This is a genomic window from Arthrobacter sp. Y3224055 (genome assembly GCF_059090825.1).
Map to the genome: position 1 here is coordinate 252,346 of NZ_JBNHGB010000003.1, position 19,358 is coordinate 271,703.

Genomic DNA, 19,358 nt, shown 5'->3' on the forward strand with positions numbered 1-19,358 from the left:
GGCGCAGGATAGGGGCAATTCTGAGCGAAAGACTACCAGTCCGGTATGGTGTGGCAGCGGATGCCGACGGCAAAAAGGGCAAAAGGCGGTCCGCGGCGGACCACGCGGTCCGGCCGCGCACGGACGGCCGAGAGGGTTCGTTACCATAGGGTTATAAAGCATGACCGATGGCGGGCACCCCGGCCGGCCCTGGAGGCTTGGGCGTCCCTGCGGCCCTTCCCTCCTGCAGCGATCGACGATTGGTATTTTTGTGCGTTTTAAGATTTCAGTGGCCCTGATGGTGATCGGCCTGCTGGCCATCGCGCTGGGCATCGCCCAGCGGACCGTGTGGGCGCCGCCCGAGCGTGCCTCGGCCACCTACACGGCAGCCGATGCAACCGCACCCGTGACCGTCATCGAACCGGAAGTCTTCGGTGTCCACGAAGAAGAAGTGGACGTTTCGGTGGAGGCCGACGGCGAGTTCCTGCTGGCCATCGGCCGAGCGGGCGACGTCGAGGCCTGGGTCGGAGAGGCGGCGCACACCTCCCTGACAGGCATCGAGGACGGGCAACTGCAGGGGACCGTAACCGAGGGCGAGGCCAAGGTGCCGAACCCTGCGGGCTCCGACCTGTGGGTGAGCCAGCAGCAGGCCGAGGGCAGCCTTGAGCACCGGTGGCTGGCCCCGGCCGACGGCGAGTGGTCCATCCTGCTGGCCGCGGACGGCACCGAGCCGGCGCCGACGACGGTGACCATCACCTGGCCGAACGACACCTCGGTGCCGTGGTCGCTGGCCCTGATGATCATCGGAGCCCTGCTGCTGGTGCTCGGCGTGGCGATGGCCGTGGTGTCCCGCCGCCCGAACCGGCCGGTCCCCGGCGGCGACTCTGATCCCCGGGGCGGCGGCGGCCGGCCGAACGCAGGCGGCCCGGAAACGGCACCGCTGGCTCAGCGGGGCGGCAGTGTTCCGGCCGGCCGTCCCGGCCAGGCCGGGCCCGGAAACGCGGGCCTGGAAAAGCCCGAACAGGGCGAGCGGTCACCGGGCCGCCGTTCCCTGATGGAACGCCCGAAGCTGGGCCTGCGCGCCGCCGCCGCTGCGGGAGCGGCCGTGGTGCTGGCCTCCGGCGCCGTGCTTCCCGCCCACGCCGCCTCTCCGGCCGCCCCGTCCCAGGGCGCAGGGGAAGCCGCCGGCCACCCGGTGGTGCTGGAGGGCCAACTGACCCGGATCATGGACTCGGTGGCGAAGGCGGTCTCCGACGCGGACTCGGCGCGGGATTCCGGCAAGCTGAAGCCGCGGGTCGCCGGTGCCGCCCTGACCGTCCGCGAGGCCAACTACAAGGTTCGGGCCGAAAACGGCGAGGCTGCGGCTCCCGTCCCGGTGGCTGCCGGGCCGATCCTGACCTCGATGGTCAGCACGAGTGCCGACTGGCCGCGGACGGTCGTGACGGTCACGGAGGGCGAGGACAATCCGGTGCCGCAGGTGATCGTGCTGGTGCAGCAGGATCCGCGTTCGAACTACCGGATGGTGGGCGCGCTCCAGATGCTGCCGGGCACCACCTTCCCGCAGGTCTCCACCGAGAGCGGCGGGACGCCGGCCGTGGCGCCGGACAACGGGGAAGGCCTGCTGCACGCGCCGCAGGCGGCGGTGAAAATGGTCGCGGAGAACCTCGACGACGGCAAGCACAAGGACGCGATCGGTAAGAACACCTTCTCCGAGCAGATCCAGGCGTTCCAAAAAGACCAGGTGAAATCCAACAAAAACGCCGACATCTCCTTCAGCCGCAGCGTCGACGACGGCTCGCTGCGGGCGCTCCGCACCGCCGACGGCGGCGCCGTGGTGTTTGGCCACATGGAGTCGGTGATGAGCAGCGTGCCGGCCGAGGCCGGCGCCACCGTGGAACTCTCGCCCGAGTTCGCGGCGCTGGCAGGGGATGACTCCACCACCGAAGGCGTGGACGTGACCTACGGCGAGTCCGTCTTCCTGTACGTGCCGCCGGCCGGTTCCGACGACCGGCTCACCCTGGTGGGCGTCGCCCAGGGCCTGGTGGACGCCGAGCTGAAGTAGCCCCGGCCGACCGGGCCGCGACGCCGGCTCGGTCGGGCAAAATTCCGGGCGTCGACCGAGACGTATTAGTGTGATGTCATGACCACTCCAACTCCAGGACAGGGCCCCGCGCCGTCTTCCGTCAGCCTCCGCGGCGCCGTCGACCTGTCCGCGCTGAAAAAGCCGCAGCCGCCGGCGGGAGGCATGCCGGCCGCCGGCGCGCCGGCAGCGGGTGAAGGCGAAGCTCCGGGCTACATCGTCGAGGTCAACGAGCAGAGCTTCCAGCCGCTCGTCCAGCTGTCCGCACAGGTCCCCGTGATCGTGGAACTGACCGCGTCATGGAGCGACCTGGCGCAGCAGTTGGCCTCCGCCATGGCGGAGGTGGCGAACGAGTTCGCCGGCCGCTTTGTGCTGGCCCGGGTCGACGTCGATGCCAGTCCCGGCATCGCCCAGGCCTTCCAGCTGCAGAGCGTGCCGGCCGCCGTGGCGCTCCTGAAGGGGCAGCCGATCCCGCTGTTCCAGGGGGCGGCGACGGCCGACGAGCTGCGGCAATTCGTCAACGAGCTGCTCAAGGTGGCACAGGCCAACGGCGTCACCGGCACCGCGCCCGGTGCGGGGGATGCCCCGGCCGAGGAAGAGAAGCCGCTGCCGCCGCTGCACCAGGAAGCGTTCGAGGCCATCGAGGCCGGCGACTTTGATCGCGCCGCTGCGGCATACCGGAAGGCGCTGGCCGAGCAGCCGGCGGACGACGAGGCGCGGACCGGCCTGTACCAGGTCCAGCTGCTGCAGCGGCTGCAGGGGGCCGATGCGGCCGGGCTGCGGGCCGCTGCCGCCGACCGGCCCGACGACCTGCAGGCCCAGCTGGCCGTTGCCGACCTGGACGTCTCGGGCGGCCATGTCGAGGACGCCTTCGCCCGCCTGGTGGGTTTCATCAGCCGCCACGCCGGGGATGAGCGGGAGGCCGCCCGGGCCCGCCTCGTGGAACTGTTCGACGTGGTGGGCAGCACCGACCCGCGGGTGTCCAAGGCACGCCAGGCTCTGGCCAGGGCGCTCTTCTAAATGGCGCAGGCTGTAGCCGGCGGCCTGTTCGAGCCGCTGAAACTGCGCGGTCTGCAGCTCCTGCACCGCGGCTGGGTGGCGCCGATGTGCCAGTACTCGGTGCGGCGGGAGGACGCGCCCGGGACGCCGAACGACTGGCACCTGATGCATCTGGGCCAGTTCGCCGCCGGAGGGGCTGCGCTGATCCTCACCGAGGCGACAGCGGTTGACGCGGCCGGCCGGATCAGTCCCGAGGACACCGGCATCTGGACCGACGACCAGGCCCAGGCGTGGGGCAGGATCACGGAGTTCGTGCACCGCTATGGCTCGGCGGACACCAAGATCGGGATTCAGTTGGCCCACGCCGGGCGCAAGGCGTCGACCTACGCGCCCTTCGCCCCGAAGTCCGGCTCGGTGCCGCCCGCCGAGGGGGGCTGGCGGACCGTGGGCCCGATGGCTGTCGCCTTTGGCCGCTACGCGGCGCCGGACGCCCTGGACGAGGCCGGCATCCGGCGAGTCATCGCGGACTTCCGCGACGCGGCGGCCCGTGCCGTCTGGGCCGGCTTCGACACCGTGGAGATCCACGGCGCCCACGGCTACCTGCTGCACCAGTTCCTCTCGCCGCTGGTTAATACCCGCACTGACGGCTGGGGCGGTACCGCGGCCGGGCGTGCCCGGCTGCTGCTGGAGGTGGTGGAGGCGGTCCGCGGCGTCATCCCGGACGCCATGCCGCTGCTGCTCCGCGTCTCCGCCTCCGACTGGTCGGACGGCGGGCTGGAACCGGAGGCCGTGGCCGACGTGGTGGAACAGGCCGCCGCCCGCGGCGTGGACCTGGTGGACGTCTCGAGCGGCGGCGCGGTGCACGGGGCGAACATCCCGCTGCGGCCGGGATACCAGGTGCCCTTCGCGGCCGCCATCCGGCGCCAGGCGGGCATCCCGACCGGCGCCGTCGGACTCATCACCACGGCCGCGCAGGCCGACGCGATCATCAGGGAAGGCTCGGCGGACGCGGTACTGCTCGCCCGGGCGGCGCTGCGGGACCCGCACTGGTGGCAGCGCGCCGCCGTCGAACTGGGCCACGAACTGGCGTGGGCGCCGCAATACGAGCGTGCCGCGGTGGCGGAGAAATATTAGTCCTTGCGGATGACGTCCCGGTAAACCCCCGGTTGTTAGCGTGGACACATGACTTCGCACCCATCACAACCTCCGGTCCAGCAGCCGGACGAGCAGAACAGCATAGCGGTACCGGTGCCGGGCGGCGCCGCCCCGCAGGGGTACCCGGCGCCCGGCCCTTCGGACGCTGCGCCGGCTGCCGCGCCCGCCCAGGCCCCCGTTCCCGCCCAGGCACCCGTTCCCGCCCAGGCACCCGTTCCCGCCCTCGCGGTGCGCGGTCTGGCCAAGCGCTTCGGCGACAAGATCGCCGTCAACGGCGTCAACCTGGACGTGCCCGCCGGGTCCTTCTACGGGCTGGTCGGGCCGAACGGGGCGGGCAAGACCACCTCGCTCTCCATGGCCACCGGGCTGCTGCGGCCGGATTACGGCCAGGTGTGGGTGCACGGCGTGGACGTCTGGGCCGAGCCGCTGACGGCCAAGCGCCTGATGGGCGTGTTGCCCGACGGCGTCCGGCTGTTCGACCGGCTGACCGGCGAACAGCTGGTCACCTACGCCGGGCTGCTGCGGGGCATGGACCGGGAGACCGTGGCCGCCCGCGTCCCGGACCTGCTGCGGGCCATGGACCTGACCAACGACGCCGGCACCCTGGTGGTGGACTATTCCGCCGGCATGACCAAGAAGATCGCCCTGGCCACCGCACTGATCCATGCGCCGAAGCTGTTGGTGCTGGATGAACCGTTCGAGGCGGTAGACCCGGTCTCCGCGGCGAACATCCGCGACATCCTCCACGACTACGTGGACTCCGGGGGCACGGTGATCGTCTCCAGCCACGTCATGGACCTGGTCCAGCGCATGTGCGACCACGTGGCCGTGATCGCCGGCGGCAACGTGCTGGCCGCCGGCACCGTGGACGAGGTCCGCGCCGGCGCGAGCCTGGAAGAGCGCTTCGTCCAGCTGGTCGGCGGACGGACCCAGGCGGAGGGGCTCGAGTGGTTGCGCACCTCGTAAGGCTGAAGCTGGCGCTGCTGCGCAACGGCTTCAAACGCAGCCCGTGGCAGCTGGTGGGGGTGATCCTCGGGGGCCTGTACGCGATCGGCATGCTGGCCCTGCTGATTTCCGGATTGTTCTTCCTCAGCTACACCGAGCCGGACATGGCCCGCATGGTGGTGGTGCTGGGCGGCTCTGCGGCCTTCCTGGGCTGGGCGCTGATCCCCATGATGGCCACCGGCGTGGACATGACGCTGGACCCGGCCCGGTTCGTGACCTACGCCGTGCCCATGCGCCAGCTGCTGCTCGGGCTCGCCATCGGCGGCCTGGTCGGCATCCCGGGCGTGGTGACGCTGGTCGCCGCGCTCGGGCACGCGGCCGCCTGGTGGCAGCACCCGGCCGCGCTCGTGGCCGCCGTCCTGTGCGCCCTGATCGCAACGCTGACGTGCGTGGTGCTCTCCCGCGTGACGACGTCGGCGTCCACGACGCTGGCCAGCTCGCGCCGGTTCAAGGACCTCAGCGGCGTCATCGGCATCATCCCGCTGGTGCTGCTGGGACCGATCATGGTCGGCATCGTGGAGGGGTTCCGCAGCTCGCAGGACTTCCTGCCGGCCCTGGCCGAGGGCCTGGCCTGGTCGCCGCTGGGAGCGGTCTGGGCCGTCCCCGGCGACCTGGCCCTGGGCAACTGGGGCCCGGCCGGTGCCCGGCTGCTCATCGCGGTGGCCTTCCTGGCCGTGCTGGCCTGGCTCTGGAAGCTCAGCCTGGCCCGTGCGCTGGTCCCCCCGCCGTACAACGCCGTGTCCCGGAAGGCCGGCGGCAAACTGGGCTGGTTCTCCCGGATGCCCGGCACCCCTGCCGGAGCCGTGGCGGCGCGCGCGCTCATCTACTGGTTCAAGGATCCCCGCTACGGGGCGTCCCTGGTCTCCATTCCGCTCATACCGGTGGCGGTCTTCTTCGGCCTCTCGCAGACCGGCGATTTCACCTTCATGCTGTGGCTGGGCCCGATGATCGCCTTCCTGCTGTCTTTCGGCATCTCCGCGGACATCGCGTACGACAACACGGCGTTCGCGCTGCACGTCACCACCGGCGTGAGCGGACGCGCCGACCGGATCGGCCGGGCCGCGGCCTGCGCGGTGATCGCGCTGCCGGCCACCGTCGTGCTGACCGTGCTGCCGTTCGTGTTCATCGGCGGGTGGCACCTGCTGCCGCCCGTTGCCGGGGTGGCCCTCGGCGTGCTGCTGACCGGCCTGGGCCTGTCCAGCGTGGTCTCGGCCCGCTACACCTACAACGTGCCGCTGCCGGGGGAGAGCCCGTTCAAGACCCCGCCCGGCTCGACAGCCCGGATGATGCTGGTCCAGCTCGGCGGGCTCGGCGTGCTGGTGCTGCTCTCGCTGCCGGAACTCGTGCTGGCGCTGATCGGTGTCTTCACCGGCGACGCGCTGTGGGGCTGGCTGGCGCTGGCGGTCGGCCTCGTGCTCGGGGCGGTCCTGCTGGTGGTCGGCATCGAGCTGGGCGGCCGCTGGTATGACCGCCGGACGCCGGAACTCCTCCAGGCCGTGGCCAAAAACAAATAGCACACAAACCCAGCCGCGGCGGCGGGCGACGACGACGGGGGAGCCGGGCTCCGCCGTCGTCGTTCCTGTTTCAGGGGTTAAGATGGGAGGCATGAGTCTTCCCCCGGATCCTTTCGAAAACGACCCCCGCGCGCCGCAGACCCCGGGCGGGTCCACCGCGACGATCGAGCGTGAAGAACTCCGCGAAGAGCTTGAGCCCGGTGACCGCGAACGCTTCGCGCACTACGTCCGCAAGGAAAAGATCATGGAGTCGGCGCTGTCCGGCGAACCGGTGATCGCCCTGTGCGGCAAGGTGTGGGTGCCCGGCCGCGACCCGAACAAGTTCCCGGTATGCCCGGACTGCAAGGCCATCTACGAGGGCCTGCGCCCCGGCGGCGACGATTCCGGCAAGAAGAAGTAGTAACCTTCCCCACCCCACGAGCGCGGGCGCGTCCGGTGCCCGCCGCGCTTTCCCCTGCCTGCCAAGAAAGTCAGCCCTGGTTTTTTGATGCCCGAATCCACCGCCATCCGCGCGCCCGGCGCCATGTCTGCTGCCTACCGGCCGCTGACCATCGGCCTGCTGACGGTGATCACGCTGGCGGCGTTCGAGGCCGTGGCGGTGGCGACGGCGATGCCGGTGGTGGCGGCCGACCTGGAGGGCAAGTCCGCCTACGGGCTGGCGTTCTCCATGTTCCTGACCGCTTCGCTGCTGGCCAGCGTGGTGGCCGGAGTCTGGTGCGACGCGAAGGGCCCGCGCCCGGCCCTCGCCGCGGGGCTGGTGCTGATGGTCGCCGGGCTGGTCCTGTCCGGGGTGGCCGGGGAGTTCTGGATCTTCACCGCGGGCCGCGCCGTGGCCGGGCTGGGCGGCGGGTTCGCAATCGTGGCCGTCTACGTGATCATCGGACAGGTCTATCCGCAGCGGCTGCAGCCGGTGGTCTTTGGCTGGCTGGCGGCGGCCTGGGTGGTGCCGTCGCTGGTGGGGCCGCTGGCCGCCGGCGTCGTCGCCCAGTACCTTTCCTGGCGCCTGGTGTTCTACGGCGTGGCGCCGATCTTCCTGCTGGCCGTGCTGGTCATCTGGCCGCAGACCGGCAGCGTGGGAGCCCCGGAGAACCCGACCACGGACAAGCGCGGCGGGCGCCTGCAGGCGATGCGGGGTCTGCTGCTGGCCGGCGGCGTGTTCCTGGCCCAGTGGGCCCTGTTCGAGGCGGTCGCCGGCGGGTCCGCCGGGAAGCTGGTGCTGATGTACGCGCTGGCGGCCGGCGGCGTGGTGCTGGCGCTGGCGGCGCTGCCCAAGCTGATGCCGCCGGGCACCTTGCGGCTGCGCCGCGGGCTGCCCAGCGTGATCGCCACCCGCGGACTGATCAATCTGGCGTTCTTCGGCGCCGAGGCGTTCATCCCGTTGATGCTGGTGGCGGCGCACGGCATCTCGCCGGCGACCGCGGGCCTGGCCCTGACGGCCGGCGCGGTTGGCTGGAGCATCGGCTCCTGGCTGCAGGCACGCGTCGAGACCGCCCGGCACCGGATGCTGGTGATCGGATCCGGCATCCTGACCGCCTGCATGGGGCTGATGGCGCTGGTGTCCGCGCCGTCGGTGCCGCTCGCGGCGCTCATCGTCGTCTGGGCGCTGGCCGGGTTCTCGATGGGCATGGCCTTGTCCACCACGTCCGTGATGGTGCTGAAGCTGTCCGCCCCCCAGGAGCGCGGACGGAACTCCGCGTCGCTGCAGCTGGCCGACCAGCTGGGCGGCGTGGTGGGTACCGCCGGGGCTGGCGGATTGTTCGCGCTGCTGCGGGATCCGGACAACCCGGGCTCGGTGGGCGTCTACGTGGTCATTTGGCTGGTGCTGGCCGTGGTGGCGGCGGGCGGGATCGCCACCGGCTGGCGCAGCGCAGAACGGATTGGAAACGGACAGGAACAACGGGAGGAGGCCGGCACATGAGCAACGACACACTATTCGGCGCCGGACCGGTGCTGCCGCCGGCTTACCCGGAACGGGCCGCCTGGGGCACCGCCCCCAAGCTGCGCCAATGGCAGGCCGAGGCCCTGCAGAAGTACTTCGAGATGGCCCCGCAGGATTTCCTGGCCGTGGCTACCCCCGGCGCGGGCAAGACGACCTTCGCGCTGCGCGTGGCCACCGAACTGGTGGACCGGGGGATAGTGAACCGCATCACCGTCGTCGCCCCCACCGACCACCTCAAGCGCCAGTGGGCTGACGCCGCGGCGCGCGTGGGGCTCGCCATCGATCCGAACTTCAAGAACTCGGACGGTTCGCACGGCCGCGATTTCATCGGCGTCGCCGTCACCTACGCGCAGGTGGCCATGAAGCCGCTGTTGCACCGGGCCAAGACCGAGGCCGCCAAGACGCTGGTGATCCTCGACGAGATCCACCACGGCGGCGACGCCCTGAGCTGGGGCGACGGCATCCGCGAGGCGTTTGAACCCGCCGCCCGGCGCCTGGCGCTGACCGGCACCCCGTTCCGCTCGGATACGGCGGCGATCCCGTTCGTGGAGTACGCCGAGGACAAGGACGGCATCCGCCGCTCGCGGGCGGATTACACCTACGGCTACGGCAGCGCCCTGCGCGACCACGTGGTGCGCCCGGTCATGTTCATGGCGTACTCCGGGCAGATGCGCTGGCGCACCAGTGCGGGGGACGAGTACGCCGCGTCGCTCGGCGAGGCCGCGGTCACCAAGGACATCACGGCGCAGGCCTGGCGCACGGCGCTGAACCCGCAGGGGCAATGGATCCCGTCGGTGCTGGCGGCCGCCGACAAGCGGCTGACCGAGGTCCGCCGGGCGGTGCCCGACGCCGGCGGCCTGGTGATCGCCACCGACCACGAGGACGCGCGGGCGTACGCCGGCCAGCTGAAGAAGATCACCGGGGAATCCGCCACCGTCATCCTCTCCGACGACGCCGGCGCCTCCGAAAAGATCGAGGCGTTTTCCGCCGGCGACAGCCGCTGGATGGTCGCCGTCCGCATGGTCTCCGAAGGCGTGGACGTGCCCCGCCTCTCGGTCGGGGTCTACGCCACCTCGACGGCCACCCCGCTGTTCTTCGCGCAGGCGGTGGGCCGCTTCGTGCGCGCCCGGAAGCGCGGCGAAACGGCGTCGGTGTTCCTTCCGTCGGTGCCGAACCTGATGGAACTGGCCAACCAGATGGAGCTGGAGCGCGACCACGCGCTGGACCGGCCGGACAAGGACAACGACGAGGGCTTCATTCCCGAAGAGGCCCTGATGGAGCAGGCCAACCGGGAAGAGTCGGCCTCGGATGCGCTGACCAAGCAGAAGTTCGAAGCGCTGGATTCCCAGGCGTCCTTCGACCGCGTGCTGTTCGACGGCGCCGAGTTCGGTACCGGGGGAGAGCTCGGCAGCGAGGAGGAACTGGACTTCCTGGGCATCCCGGGGCTGCTGGACGCCGAGCAGGTGGGCATGCTGCTGCGCCAGCGCCAGCAGGAACAGCAGTCGCGCAAACGCAAGCGTTCGGGCGGGGCCGCGGATCCCGAGCCGGCCCCGGCCGTGGTTGACCACCGGCAGCTGACCGAACTGCGCAACCAGCTGGCCAAGAACGTGTCCGCCTGGTCGGCGCGCTCCGGCATGCCGCACGGCGTGGTCCACTCCGAGCTGCGCCGGGTCTGCGGCGGTCCGCCGGTGGCCCAGGCCAACGAGGAGCAGCTGAACCGGCGCCTGAAGAAGCTCCAGGACTGGTTCATCGGCCGGAAGTAGCCGGCGGCAGGCCGGCTACTCGATGACGTCGATGCCGTAGTCGCTGAATTCGGCCAACGTCTTCTCGACGCGCCCGGCGTTGATTCCCGCCGACAGCGCCAGGTTCACGGCGGTGGCGTAGCCAGCCTGGGCGGCATCGAGGGCGGTCTGGCGGACGCAGTAGTCGGTCGCCAGCCCGGCCACCACCACCTCGTCCACCCCGTGCTCCTGCAGCCAGTCGTCCAGGCTGGGCATCTCGACCAGCTCTTCCTCCTCGTCGCCCTCACGTTCCCCGGTGGCCACCTCGTCCGCCGGTGCCAGCAGTCCGTCGAAGCCGGAGTAGCCGGCGTCGTACTGGCCCTTGCGGAAGTAGGCGTCGATCCGGTCGGTGTCCAGGTCGGGATGCAAGTCAGCCCCGCGGGTACCGGCGACGCAGTGCCGCGGCCAGCTGTCCACGAAGTCCGGCTCGTCGGAGAAGTGGCTGCCCGGATCCACGTGCCAGTCCTGGGTCGCGACCACGACGTCGTATTCGTCCGGCCGGGTCTCCAGGTGCTCGCTGATGTCGGCGGCAGTTTTCGCTCCGCCGTCGACGGCCAGGGCGCCTCCCTCGCAGAAGTCGTTCTGGACGTCGACGATGATCAGTGCGCGTGTCATGGCTGCTCCTCGAATTCGGTGGGAATGGCGGCCTCGCCGCGCTGCAGCCGGTTCACGGCGCCGGGCAGCTCGGCCATGGAAGCGGTGTGGCGTTCGGCGGCGCGGCGGACGCCCTCGGCGCCGGTCCAGCCGTCCGCCAGCTTGCCGTTCGTGACGAACTGCTGCAGCAGCGGGCGGTCGTTGCCGTCGTCGAAGGGCGGATGGCCGATGCCGACCACCTCGGCCGTGGCCGACCCGTGCTCGTCCAGCCGGCGCAGCGCGTATTTGCGTCCGCCGACGGAAATCTTGTTCTTCGACGCCTTCGCCACCGACACCTGCTCGCCGTTGCTGCCCTCGCGGCTGACCAGTTTGTAGACCATGCTCGCGGTCGGGGCGCCGGATCCGGTGACCAGTGCAGTGCCGACGCCGTAGGAATCCACCGGAGCCGAGGCGAGCGCCGCGATCGCGTATTCGTCCAGGTCCGAGGTGACGGTGATGCGGGTGTGGTGGTTGCCCAGGTCGTCCAGCAGCTGGCGCACCCACTGGGCTTGGGCGATCAGGTCGCCGGAATCCAGCCGCACGCCGCCCAGCTCCGGACCCGCCAGGTCCACCGCCGTACGGACGGCGGTTTCGACGTCGTACGTGTCCGCCAGCAGGGTGGTACCCACGCCCAGCGAGGCCAGCTGCGCCTCGAAGGCCTGCTGCTCGGTGTCGTGCAGCAGGGTGAAGGAATGGGCGGCGGTGCCCACCGTCTTGACGCCGTACCGGTAGCCGGCTTCCAGGTTGGAGGTGCTGGAGAAGCCGCCGATCACCGCGGCCCGGGCTGCAGCCACCGCCGACTCCTCGTGCGTGCGGCGGGACCCCATCTCGATGCAGGGCCGGCTGCCGGCGGCCCCGGTCATCCGCGAGGCGGCCGAGGCGATGGCGCTGTCGTGGTTCAGCACGGACAGGACGAAGGTCTCCAGCACGCAGGCCTCGGCGAAGCTCGACTCCACCACCAGGATCGGCGAATACGGGAAGTAGGCCTCGCCCTCGGCATAGCCGTAGATGTCGCCGGAGAACCGGAAATCGGCCAGCCAGTCGATGGTGCGCGCGTCGACCACGCCGGTGCGGGCCAGGAAGTCCAGCTGGTGCTCGGAGAACGTGAAGTGTTCCAGGCCTTCGAGGATCCGGCCGGTTCCGGCCACCACGCCGTACCGGCGGCCTTCCGGCAGCCGCCGGGCGAACGCCTCGAAGACCGAACGCCGGTGCGCCGCGCCGGAGTGCAGGGCGGCCTGGAGCATGGTCAGCTCGTAATGGTCGGTGTACAGGGAGGTGCTGGGGTGCGCCCAGCCGGCTGCGATGTTCACATCCCCGACTCTAATCCTGTTTCGCCCTCCGGGCAGTTCCGCGCCGCCGTCGCCGTCCGCGCAGTTCCCTGCCGCCGTCGGGCCGGAAGGCAGTTCCGCGCCGCCGTCGGGCCGGAAGGGCGCGCCCTGCCTACAATGGAAGCCATGACCGTGAGCATCCTTCCCTCTTGCACAACCGTGCTGGACTCGGATATCGAGACGTCCCGCCGCGCGGAATCCGCCGAACTTACGGCCAAGGACACCCCGTGGGTCGTGATCGTGTGGAACGATCCGGTCAACCTGATGAGCTACGTCAGCTATGTCTTCCAAAGCTACTTCGGCTATTCGGAAACCAAGGCCCGCAAGCTGATGCTCGAGGTCCACCAGCAGGGGAAGTCGGTGGTGGCCACGGGCAGCCGCGAGCAGGCCGAGCGGGACACCGTGGCGATGCATTCGTTCGGCCTGTGGGCCACGTACCAGAAGGCGGACCAGGCGTAGATGGCCAAGGCATTCAAGCACACGCGCAAGGGAATCACCGGGTTCCTGGAACCCGCCGAGCGGGACCTGATCCGAAAGCTGTTCGCGGACGTCGTCGCCATGCTGGAAGTCGACCGGCAGGACGAGGATCCGCTCGCGGCGATCGTCGGCCTGGACATGGATGCCGCCAAGCCCCGGGACCCCGCGCTGCTCCGGTTGCTGCCGGATGCTGTGGAGCACGACGACGGCGAGGCCCTGGAGTTCCGCAAGCTCACCGAACGCTCGCTGCGGGAGGACAAGCTCGGGGCGCTGCGCGCCAGCGCGCTGCTGCTCGAACAGACGCCGCTGCACCTGACCGACGAGCAGGCCCGGCTGTTCGCCCGGGCCGTGAACGACGTCCGTCTGGTGCTGGCCGAGCGGCTGGAGCTGCGCACCGACGAGGACGCCCAGGCCCTGCATGAGATCGACGACTGGTCCCAGGCCGAGGACCTCGAGACCTATCTGGCGCTGGTCTACAACTTCATGACGTGGCTTCAGGAGACCCTGATGCAGGCGTTGCTGGACGGGCTGGACCACCCGTCGGGCCGGCACCGCTGAGCCACGCTGCGTCGGGCCGGCACCGCTGAGCCATGCTGCGTCGGCCGCCGCCGCTGAGCCCCGCCCCGACGGGCGGCACCGCTGAGCCACGCCCCGGGCGCGCCGGCACCGCTGAGCCCCGCTGAGCCTCGCCCCCGGCGCGCCGGCACCGCTGGGCCAGCGCCGCGTCGGGCCGGCACCGCTGAGCCACGCCCCCCCCCGCGCGCCCCTAGACACGTGAACCCGAGGCCCCGAGATCGCGGGGCCACGCCCTGCGGCGGCCCGGCCACGGCCGCCGGGGATGGGCCGCAACCTTTCCGGGTCCGCGCCCAGACGGCGCCCCGGTCGGGAGGCCGCCGTCGGCGGGGAAACACTGTGAGATGGCTAACAGAAGCCGCGCAGAAGTTCGCTCAACCGGCCGCCAACGTCTTATCCTCTAGTGAACATGAGCCCGGAAAGGCAGTGAAACTGAAGATGTTGATCCAACCCGCAGCTCCGATCGGCATCTTTGATTCCGGGGTGGGTGGGCTGACCGTGGCTCGCGCAGTGATAGACCAGCTGCCCAACGAATCCATCTTGTATGTCGGCGACACCGCAAACGGCCCCTACGGACCGCTACCGATCGCCGAGGTCCGCGCGAACGCGCTGGGCGTGATGGATGAACTCGTGGACGCCGGCGTGAAGCTCCTCGTGATCGCCTGCAACTCCGCCTCGGCCGCCGTCCTGCGCGACGCCCGGGAGCGCTACACTGCCCGCTACGGCATCCCGGTGATCGAGGTGATCCAGCCGGCCGTCCGCCGCGCGGTCGCCTCCACGCGGAGCGGCAGGATCGGCGTGATCGGCACCTCGGCCACCGTCGGTTCCCGCGCCTACGAGGACACCTTCGCCGCCGCGCCGCACCTCGACGTGACCTCCGTGGCCTGCCCCCGGTTCGTGGAATACGTTGAGGCCGGCGTGACGGCCGGCCAGGAGCTGCTGTCCACCGCCGAGGAGTACCTGGAGCCGCTCAAGCGTGCCGACGTGGACACGCTGGTGCTCGGCTGCACGCACTATCCGCTGCTGACCGGCGTGATCTCCTACGTCATGGGCGACGGCGTGACGCTGGTTTCCAGCGCGGAAGAGACCGCCAAGGATGTTTACCGGTCTTTGGTGTCCCACGATCTGCTGCGTCCGGAAGGGACGCCGGGCCGGCACCACTTCATTGCCACGGGCGACGCCGCATCCTTCGAGGTGCTGGCGCGCCGGTTCCTGGGGCCGGAAGTGATCGCCGTGGAGCATGTGGAGCACGTGGCGGCGCAGTATCCCACCGGGAGCATGGCCAGGATCACCCCGGAGATGGTTGCCGCCGCGCGCGCCGGGGCGCAGGCGGGCCCGAAGGTTTCGCCGTTTGCCGGTGCATCGGGGCAGTACAACCCGGGGGAGCGGGCATGAACCTGACCATCATCGGCTGCAGCGGCTCGTTTCCCGGACCGCAGTCCCCGGCGTCGTGCTATCTGGTCAGCGCCCACGACGGCGAGCGAACCTGGCGCATCCTGCTCGACCTGGGCAACGGCGCCCTGGGCACCGCCCAGCGCTACATGGCGTTGGAGGATATCGACGCCGTCTTCCTGAGCCACCTGCACCCGGACCATTGCATGGACCTGTGCGGCCTGCATGTGGCGGTGCGCTGGAATCCCGACGGCTGGACTAAGGGCCGCATCCCCGTGTGGGGGCCGGCCGCCACGGCGGACCGCATGGCCACCGCCTACGGGCTGGAATTGGATCCGGGCATGAAAGAGGAGTTCGACTTCCACGTTTGGGCGGAACGGGAACCGGTGAAGCTGGGCCCGTTCACCATCACGCCGTATCCGGTGCGCCACCCTGTCGATGAGGCCTACGCGATCCGGGTCGAGGCTACGGAGCCCACGTCCGAGGGGCCGGTCACGCGGGTGCTGGCCTACTCCGGTGACACCGACAGCTGTCCCGCACTGGTCGAAGCGGCGTTCGGCGCGGACATGTTCCTGTGCGAGGCGGCCTTCCACGAGGGACGCGACGACGCCGTCGACGGCGTGCACCTCACCGGAAAGCGGGCCGGTGCCGCTGCCACCGAGGCGCAGGTCCGGCGGCTGCTGCTGACCCACCTGCCCGTCTGGAACGACTCCGTGCGTACCGTCGAGGAGGCCCGCGAAACCTACGTCGGCGATCTCGCGGTCGCGGTAGCCGGCGTCAGCTACGTCGTTTAAGCGGCAGCGGGGCGGTGGCGGCGACGTCTTCCGGGCTGCGGCGGCTGCGAGCTCCGGCCCCCGAGCGACCGCGGCCGCTGCGAGCCGATAGGGTGGACTCATGATTGATGTTGATCCAGGTTCCGCCATGCCCGCTGCCGCCGCCCGCGCCGACGGCCGGACGCCCGAGCAGTTGCGTCCGATCAGCATCACTCGCGGCTGGTCCAACCAGGCTGAAGGATCGGCGCTGATCGAGTTCGGCAACACCCGCGTGCTTTGCACCGCATCGGTGACCGCGGGCGTGCCCCGCTGGCTGAAGGGCGAAGGACGCGGCTGGGTGACGGCCGAATACGCGATGCTTCCCCGTGCCACCAACACCCGTTCCGACCGCGAATCTGTCAAAGGCAAGATCGGCGGCCGCACGCACGAAATTTCCCGGCTGATCGGTCGCTCGCTCCGCTCGGTAATCGACACCAAGGCGCTGGGGGAGAACACCATCGTCTTGGACTGCGACGTGCTCCAGGCCGACGGCGGCACGCGCACCGCGGCCATCACCGGCGCCTTCGTGGCCCTTGCCGACGCCTTGCACTGGGCTAAAGAACAGAAGTTGATCGCCCGTTCGGCCCGCCCGCTCACCGACACCGTCGCGGCCGTGAGCGTCGGCATTATCGACGGCGTGCCGATGCTGGACCTGCCCTACGTCGAAGACGTGCGCGCCGAAACGGACATGAACGTGGTGGTCACCGGATCCGGACAGTTCGTGGAAGTCCAGGGCACCGCCGAGGGCGCGCCGTTCGACCGTGCGGAACTCGACGCGCTGCTGGACCTGGCTCTTGCCGGCACCGCCCAGTTGGCCCAGATCCAGCGGGACACGCTGGCGGAGACGCTGGGAGAAGTCATCCGTGGCTGACACCGCGGCCGCAGGCGCCGAGCCCGGCGGAGCGCCGGACGCCGGGCAGGAGATTGAGCCCCGGCTGGTCTTGGCCACCCGCAACCAGGGAAAGCTGCGCGAATTGCGAGACCTGCTGCGCGGCCAGATACCGGGGCTGGACGTGGACACCCAGGTGATCGACGCTGCCACCGCAGGGGTCCCGGACGTTGCCGAAACCGGACTCACCTTCGCGGAGAACTCCCTGTTGAAGGCACGCGCAGTGGCCGAAGCCACCGGACTGGTGGCGGTGGCCGACGACTCGGGCCTGGCGGTTGACGTACTCGGCGGGGCGCCCGGCATCTTCTCGGCCCGCTGGGCCGGAAAACACGGCGACGACGAAGCGAACCTGCGCCTGCTGTTGAACCAGCTGTCCGACATCGCGCCCGAGCACCGCGGGGCCGCGTTCGTCTGCGCAGCGAGCGTTGTGTCGCCGCGTCTCGAAGCCGTCGAGGAGGGCCAGCTGGCGGGAACCCTGCTGACCGAGCCGCGTGGCTCCGGCGGATTTGGATACGACCCCATCCTGCAGCCGGCGGGGATGGACCGCAGCTGCGCCGAACTGCGGCCGGAGGAAAAGAACGCCATCAGCCACCGCGGCCAGGCGTTCCGCGCGCTGCTGCCTCACATAGTGGCGGCACTCGGCTAGGAATCGGAGAGGCCGTGCCGCAGCGCAGTCGGGGACCCGCCGCAGCGGAGGGGCCACTGTCGGCGGCTTGCGGCGCCCCCACACCTGCGGACTGACCGCTTTCTGCGGAGGATTTCTGCATCCTCCGAAACTGTCAGTGGCGGCGGATAGCCTGTTTTCAGTAGCAGTTCAGCACCATCGTTGACCGCCGTTGCCGGCGGCGTCTGCGGATCCGTGCAGGGTTCGTGACCGCTCGTAGTCGAGGCCATGCAGTATGCATGCTGAAGATTGAGACGCTGAGATGTTTGATCCGGCCGTACCCGATCCTCCCGCCGCAGCAGCACTTGCCCCAAGATCGTCTGCCGCAGCGCCGGGCGCCGCAGCCCCGCCTGCCGCAGCCCCGGGCGCCCCAGCATCTCCCGCCGCCGGATCACGCGCCGCAGCATCGCCTGTTGAAGGACCACCTGCCGCAGCCCCGTCTGCTGCAGCCGCGAAAGCCACAGCATCGCCTGCACCAGGACCACTTGCCGGAGCCCCGTCTGTCACAGCCCCGCCCGCCCAAGCATCAGAAGCAGGACCACCTGCCACAGCCCCGTCTGCCGGCAGCGGTTTGTTGCGGGGCGCCGGGCCGACGGCGGGTCCGATGCGGTCTGCCGCTGTTCGGGCTGCGGCCGTTGCCCTCGAGGGCATCGACGTGGGTGCGTCGGAGCGGGAGTTGGTGGAGGAGCTTACGGCGTTGGAGGGTTTGAAGGCTGCCGCGGCGGCCGCGCAGGCCCGGGTCCAGGTCGCGTTGGAGGAATCGGTGCGTGCCCGCCGTGCCTGCGCCGGGATCCCGAAAGACCGGCAGGGCGCCGGGGTGGCCGCCCAGATCGGGTTGGCCCGGCGCGAGTCCCCGCACCGTGCCGCGGTCCTGCTGAACCTGTCCCGGACCCTGGTCACACAGATGCCGCACACCCTGGCCGCCCTCGCCGCGGGGGACCTGAACGAATACCGGGCCGAGATCCTGGCCCAGGAAACCGGCTGCCTGTCCCGGGAGCACCGCGCCCGGGTGGACCGGGAACTGGCCGGGAACCGGGAGCGATTGCACGGGCTCGGGAACCGGGCGCTGCGCGCCGAAGCCAAACGCCTGGCCTACCGGCTCGATCCCCGCTCGGTGGTGGGCCGGGCGGCGAAGGCCGAAGCGGACCGACATGTGTCCTCCCGGCCCGAACCGGACACGATGGTCTCGGTCCGGACCCTGCTGCCGGTCGTCCAGGGGGTGGCGGTGATGGCCGCCCTGCACAAGGAAGCGGACCGGCTGCGCAGCCTGGGGGACCCCCGGTCGCGGGGCCAGATGATGGCCGATACCGTGTTCGAACGCGTCACCGGGCGCAGCACCGCCGACCCGGCCCGGCTGGAAATCCAGTTGGTGATGACCGACCGTGCCCTGCTCCGGGGCGAGGCCGAACCGGCCTGGCTGACCGGGCACGGCATCGTCCCGGCCCGTTACGCCCGCAACCTCACCCGCCCGCCGCAACCGCCGGCACCACCGGCGGCCATCGGCGGGGACAGCCCGCCCGGGCAGCAGGCGCCGCCGGCCGGGACCGAGCCGGGGTGGAAGACCGCCCGCGAGCAGGCCCAACGCACCAAGGTGTTGCAACAGGCCAGCGTGGAGGACGTCTGGGTCCGCCGCCTTTACACCGCGCCGGGGACCGGGCAGCTGTTGGGGATGGACTCGGCCGCACGGAGATTCCCGGACGGGATGCGCCGGATGATCCACGCCCGCGACGCGGTCTGCGCAAGGCCCTGGTGCGACGCCCCGATCCGGCACATCGACCACATCGTGCCCTGGACGCAAGGCGGTGAAACGACTATGGCCAACGGCCAGGGACTGTGTGAACAATGCAACCTGTCAAAGGAAGCCGAAGGCTGGTCCAGCCGCACCCTCGACGGACCGCACCACACGGTGGAAACCTCCACACCCACCGGCCACACCTACACCTCCACCCCGCCACCACTGCCAGGCACACTCGCTGCAGGTGGTGCCTTCAGAGCCGTGATCGCCGCCGAAGCGGCTCTAGGGGAGTCGACAGTGCGGGCACGGCGCCGTCGGCGCTTCCGACTGATGTGTAGGCGCAGCTCCCCACATCCAGCAATAAGGGCAACTAAGTTATAGCTGCGCGGATTGCGCGCGAACT

At 70.6% G+C, this 19,358-nt stretch carries 17 protein-coding genes; 15 read left to right on the top strand and 2 right to left on the bottom strand.

Features of this window, described 5'->3' with window-relative positions:
• Positions 1 to 250: 250 nt before the first annotated feature.
• The 8 genes from AC5RTY_RS09345 (at position 251) to AC5RTY_RS09380 (ending at position 10,434) form a co-directional block, all read left to right on the top strand.
• Positions 251 to 2,041, top strand: a complete 1,791-nt coding sequence (locus AC5RTY_RS09345) for a DUF8094 domain-containing protein (protein ID WP_494139432.1) — start codon at positions 251 to 253, stop codon at positions 2,039 to 2,041.
• 78 nt (positions 2,042 to 2,119) lie between these two features.
• On the top strand, positions 2,120 to 3,079 hold the full coding sequence (locus AC5RTY_RS09350; protein WP_494000111.1) for a tetratricopeptide repeat protein: 960 nt from the start codon (positions 2,120 to 2,122) through the stop codon (positions 3,077 to 3,079).
• Positions 3,080 to 4,192 carry an NADH:flavin oxidoreductase/NADH oxidase gene (locus AC5RTY_RS09355; protein WP_494139433.1) on the top strand — a complete coding sequence of 371 codons (1,113 nt, stop codon included), beginning with the start codon at positions 3,080 to 3,082 and terminating at the stop codon, positions 4,190 to 4,192.
• 48 nt (positions 4,193 to 4,240) lie between these two features.
• Positions 4,241 to 5,179 (top strand): ABC transporter ATP-binding protein, encoded by a 939-nt coding sequence (locus AC5RTY_RS09360; protein ID WP_494139434.1) that lies wholly within the window; start codon positions 4,241 to 4,243, stop codon positions 5,177 to 5,179.
• A complete protein-coding gene (locus AC5RTY_RS09365) occupies positions 5,161 to 6,732 on the top strand; it encodes a transporter (RefSeq protein WP_494139435.1) in 1,572 nt (523 codons plus the stop codon). The genes AC5RTY_RS09360 and AC5RTY_RS09365 overlap by 19 nt, the downstream gene beginning before the upstream one ends.
• A gap of 91 nt (positions 6,733 to 6,823) precedes the next feature.
• Positions 6,824 to 7,132 carry a DUF3039 domain-containing protein gene (locus AC5RTY_RS09370; RefSeq protein ID WP_493979734.1) on the top strand — a complete coding sequence of 103 codons (309 nt, stop codon included), beginning with the start codon at positions 6,824 to 6,826 and terminating at the stop codon, positions 7,130 to 7,132.
• Positions 7,133 to 7,219: 87 nt separating this feature from the next.
• Entirely contained in the window at positions 7,220 to 8,650 is a 1,431-nt protein-coding gene (locus AC5RTY_RS09375) for an MFS transporter (protein ID WP_494000107.1), read from the top strand.
• Entirely contained in the window at positions 8,647 to 10,434 is a 1,788-nt protein-coding gene (locus AC5RTY_RS09380; protein WP_494139436.1) for a DEAD/DEAH box helicase, read from the top strand. Before AC5RTY_RS09375 ends, AC5RTY_RS09380 begins: the two co-directional genes overlap by 4 nt.
• Before the next feature lie 15 nt (positions 10,435 to 10,449).
• Here AC5RTY_RS09380 and AC5RTY_RS09385 read toward each other — a convergent pair whose 3' ends face one another.
• Positions 10,450 to 11,067 (bottom strand): isochorismatase family protein, encoded by a 618-nt coding sequence (locus AC5RTY_RS09385; RefSeq protein WP_494000105.1) that lies wholly within the window; start codon positions 11,065 to 11,067, stop codon positions 10,450 to 10,452.
• Positions 11,064 to 12,395, bottom strand: coding sequence for a nicotinate phosphoribosyltransferase (locus tag AC5RTY_RS09390; protein ID WP_494139437.1), 1,332 nt, complete (start codon positions 12,393 to 12,395; stop codon positions 11,064 to 11,066). Before AC5RTY_RS09390 ends, AC5RTY_RS09385 begins: the two co-directional genes overlap by 4 nt.
• A 144-nt stretch (positions 12,396 to 12,539) precedes the next feature.
• On the opposite strand from AC5RTY_RS09390, the gene clpS reads away from it, so the two are divergent.
• The 7 genes from clpS (at position 12,540) to AC5RTY_RS09425 (ending at position 19,336) form a co-directional block, all read left to right on the top strand.
• Entirely contained in the window at positions 12,540 to 12,872 is a 333-nt protein-coding gene (gene clpS, locus AC5RTY_RS09395) for an ATP-dependent Clp protease adapter ClpS (RefSeq protein ID WP_493979739.1), read from the top strand.
• Entirely contained in the window at positions 12,873 to 13,448 is a 576-nt protein-coding gene (locus AC5RTY_RS09400) for a DUF2017 domain-containing protein (protein ID WP_494025640.1), read from the top strand.
• A gap of 453 nt (positions 13,449 to 13,901) precedes the next feature.
• On the top strand, positions 13,902 to 14,858 hold the full coding sequence (gene murI / locus AC5RTY_RS09405; protein WP_494001275.1) for a glutamate racemase: 957 nt from the start codon (positions 13,902 to 13,904) through the stop codon (positions 14,856 to 14,858).
• Positions 14,855 to 15,649 carry an MBL fold metallo-hydrolase gene (locus tag AC5RTY_RS09410; protein ID WP_494000101.1) on the top strand — a complete coding sequence of 265 codons (795 nt, stop codon included), beginning with the start codon at positions 14,855 to 14,857 and terminating at the stop codon, positions 15,647 to 15,649. Before murI ends, AC5RTY_RS09410 begins: the two co-directional genes overlap by 4 nt.
• A gap of 100 nt (positions 15,650 to 15,749) precedes the next feature.
• A complete protein-coding gene (gene rph / locus AC5RTY_RS09415) occupies positions 15,750 to 16,538 on the top strand; it encodes a ribonuclease PH (protein WP_493979743.1) in 789 nt (262 codons plus the stop codon).
• A gap of 52 nt (positions 16,539 to 16,590) precedes the next feature.
• The gene (gene rdgB, locus AC5RTY_RS09420) at positions 16,591 to 17,202 is read left to right on the top strand and encodes an RdgB/HAM1 family non-canonical purine NTP pyrophosphatase (RefSeq protein ID WP_494139491.1); all 612 of its coding nucleotides are present in this window, start codon (positions 16,591 to 16,593) and stop codon (positions 17,200 to 17,202) included.
• 622 nt (positions 17,203 to 17,824) lie between these two features.
• Positions 17,825 to 19,336: an HNH endonuclease gene (locus AC5RTY_RS09425; protein WP_494139438.1), complete on the top strand. Its 1,512-nt coding sequence runs from the start codon at positions 17,825 to 17,827 to the stop codon at positions 19,334 to 19,336.
• The last annotated feature ends 22 nt before the right edge of the window (positions 19,337 to 19,358 follow it).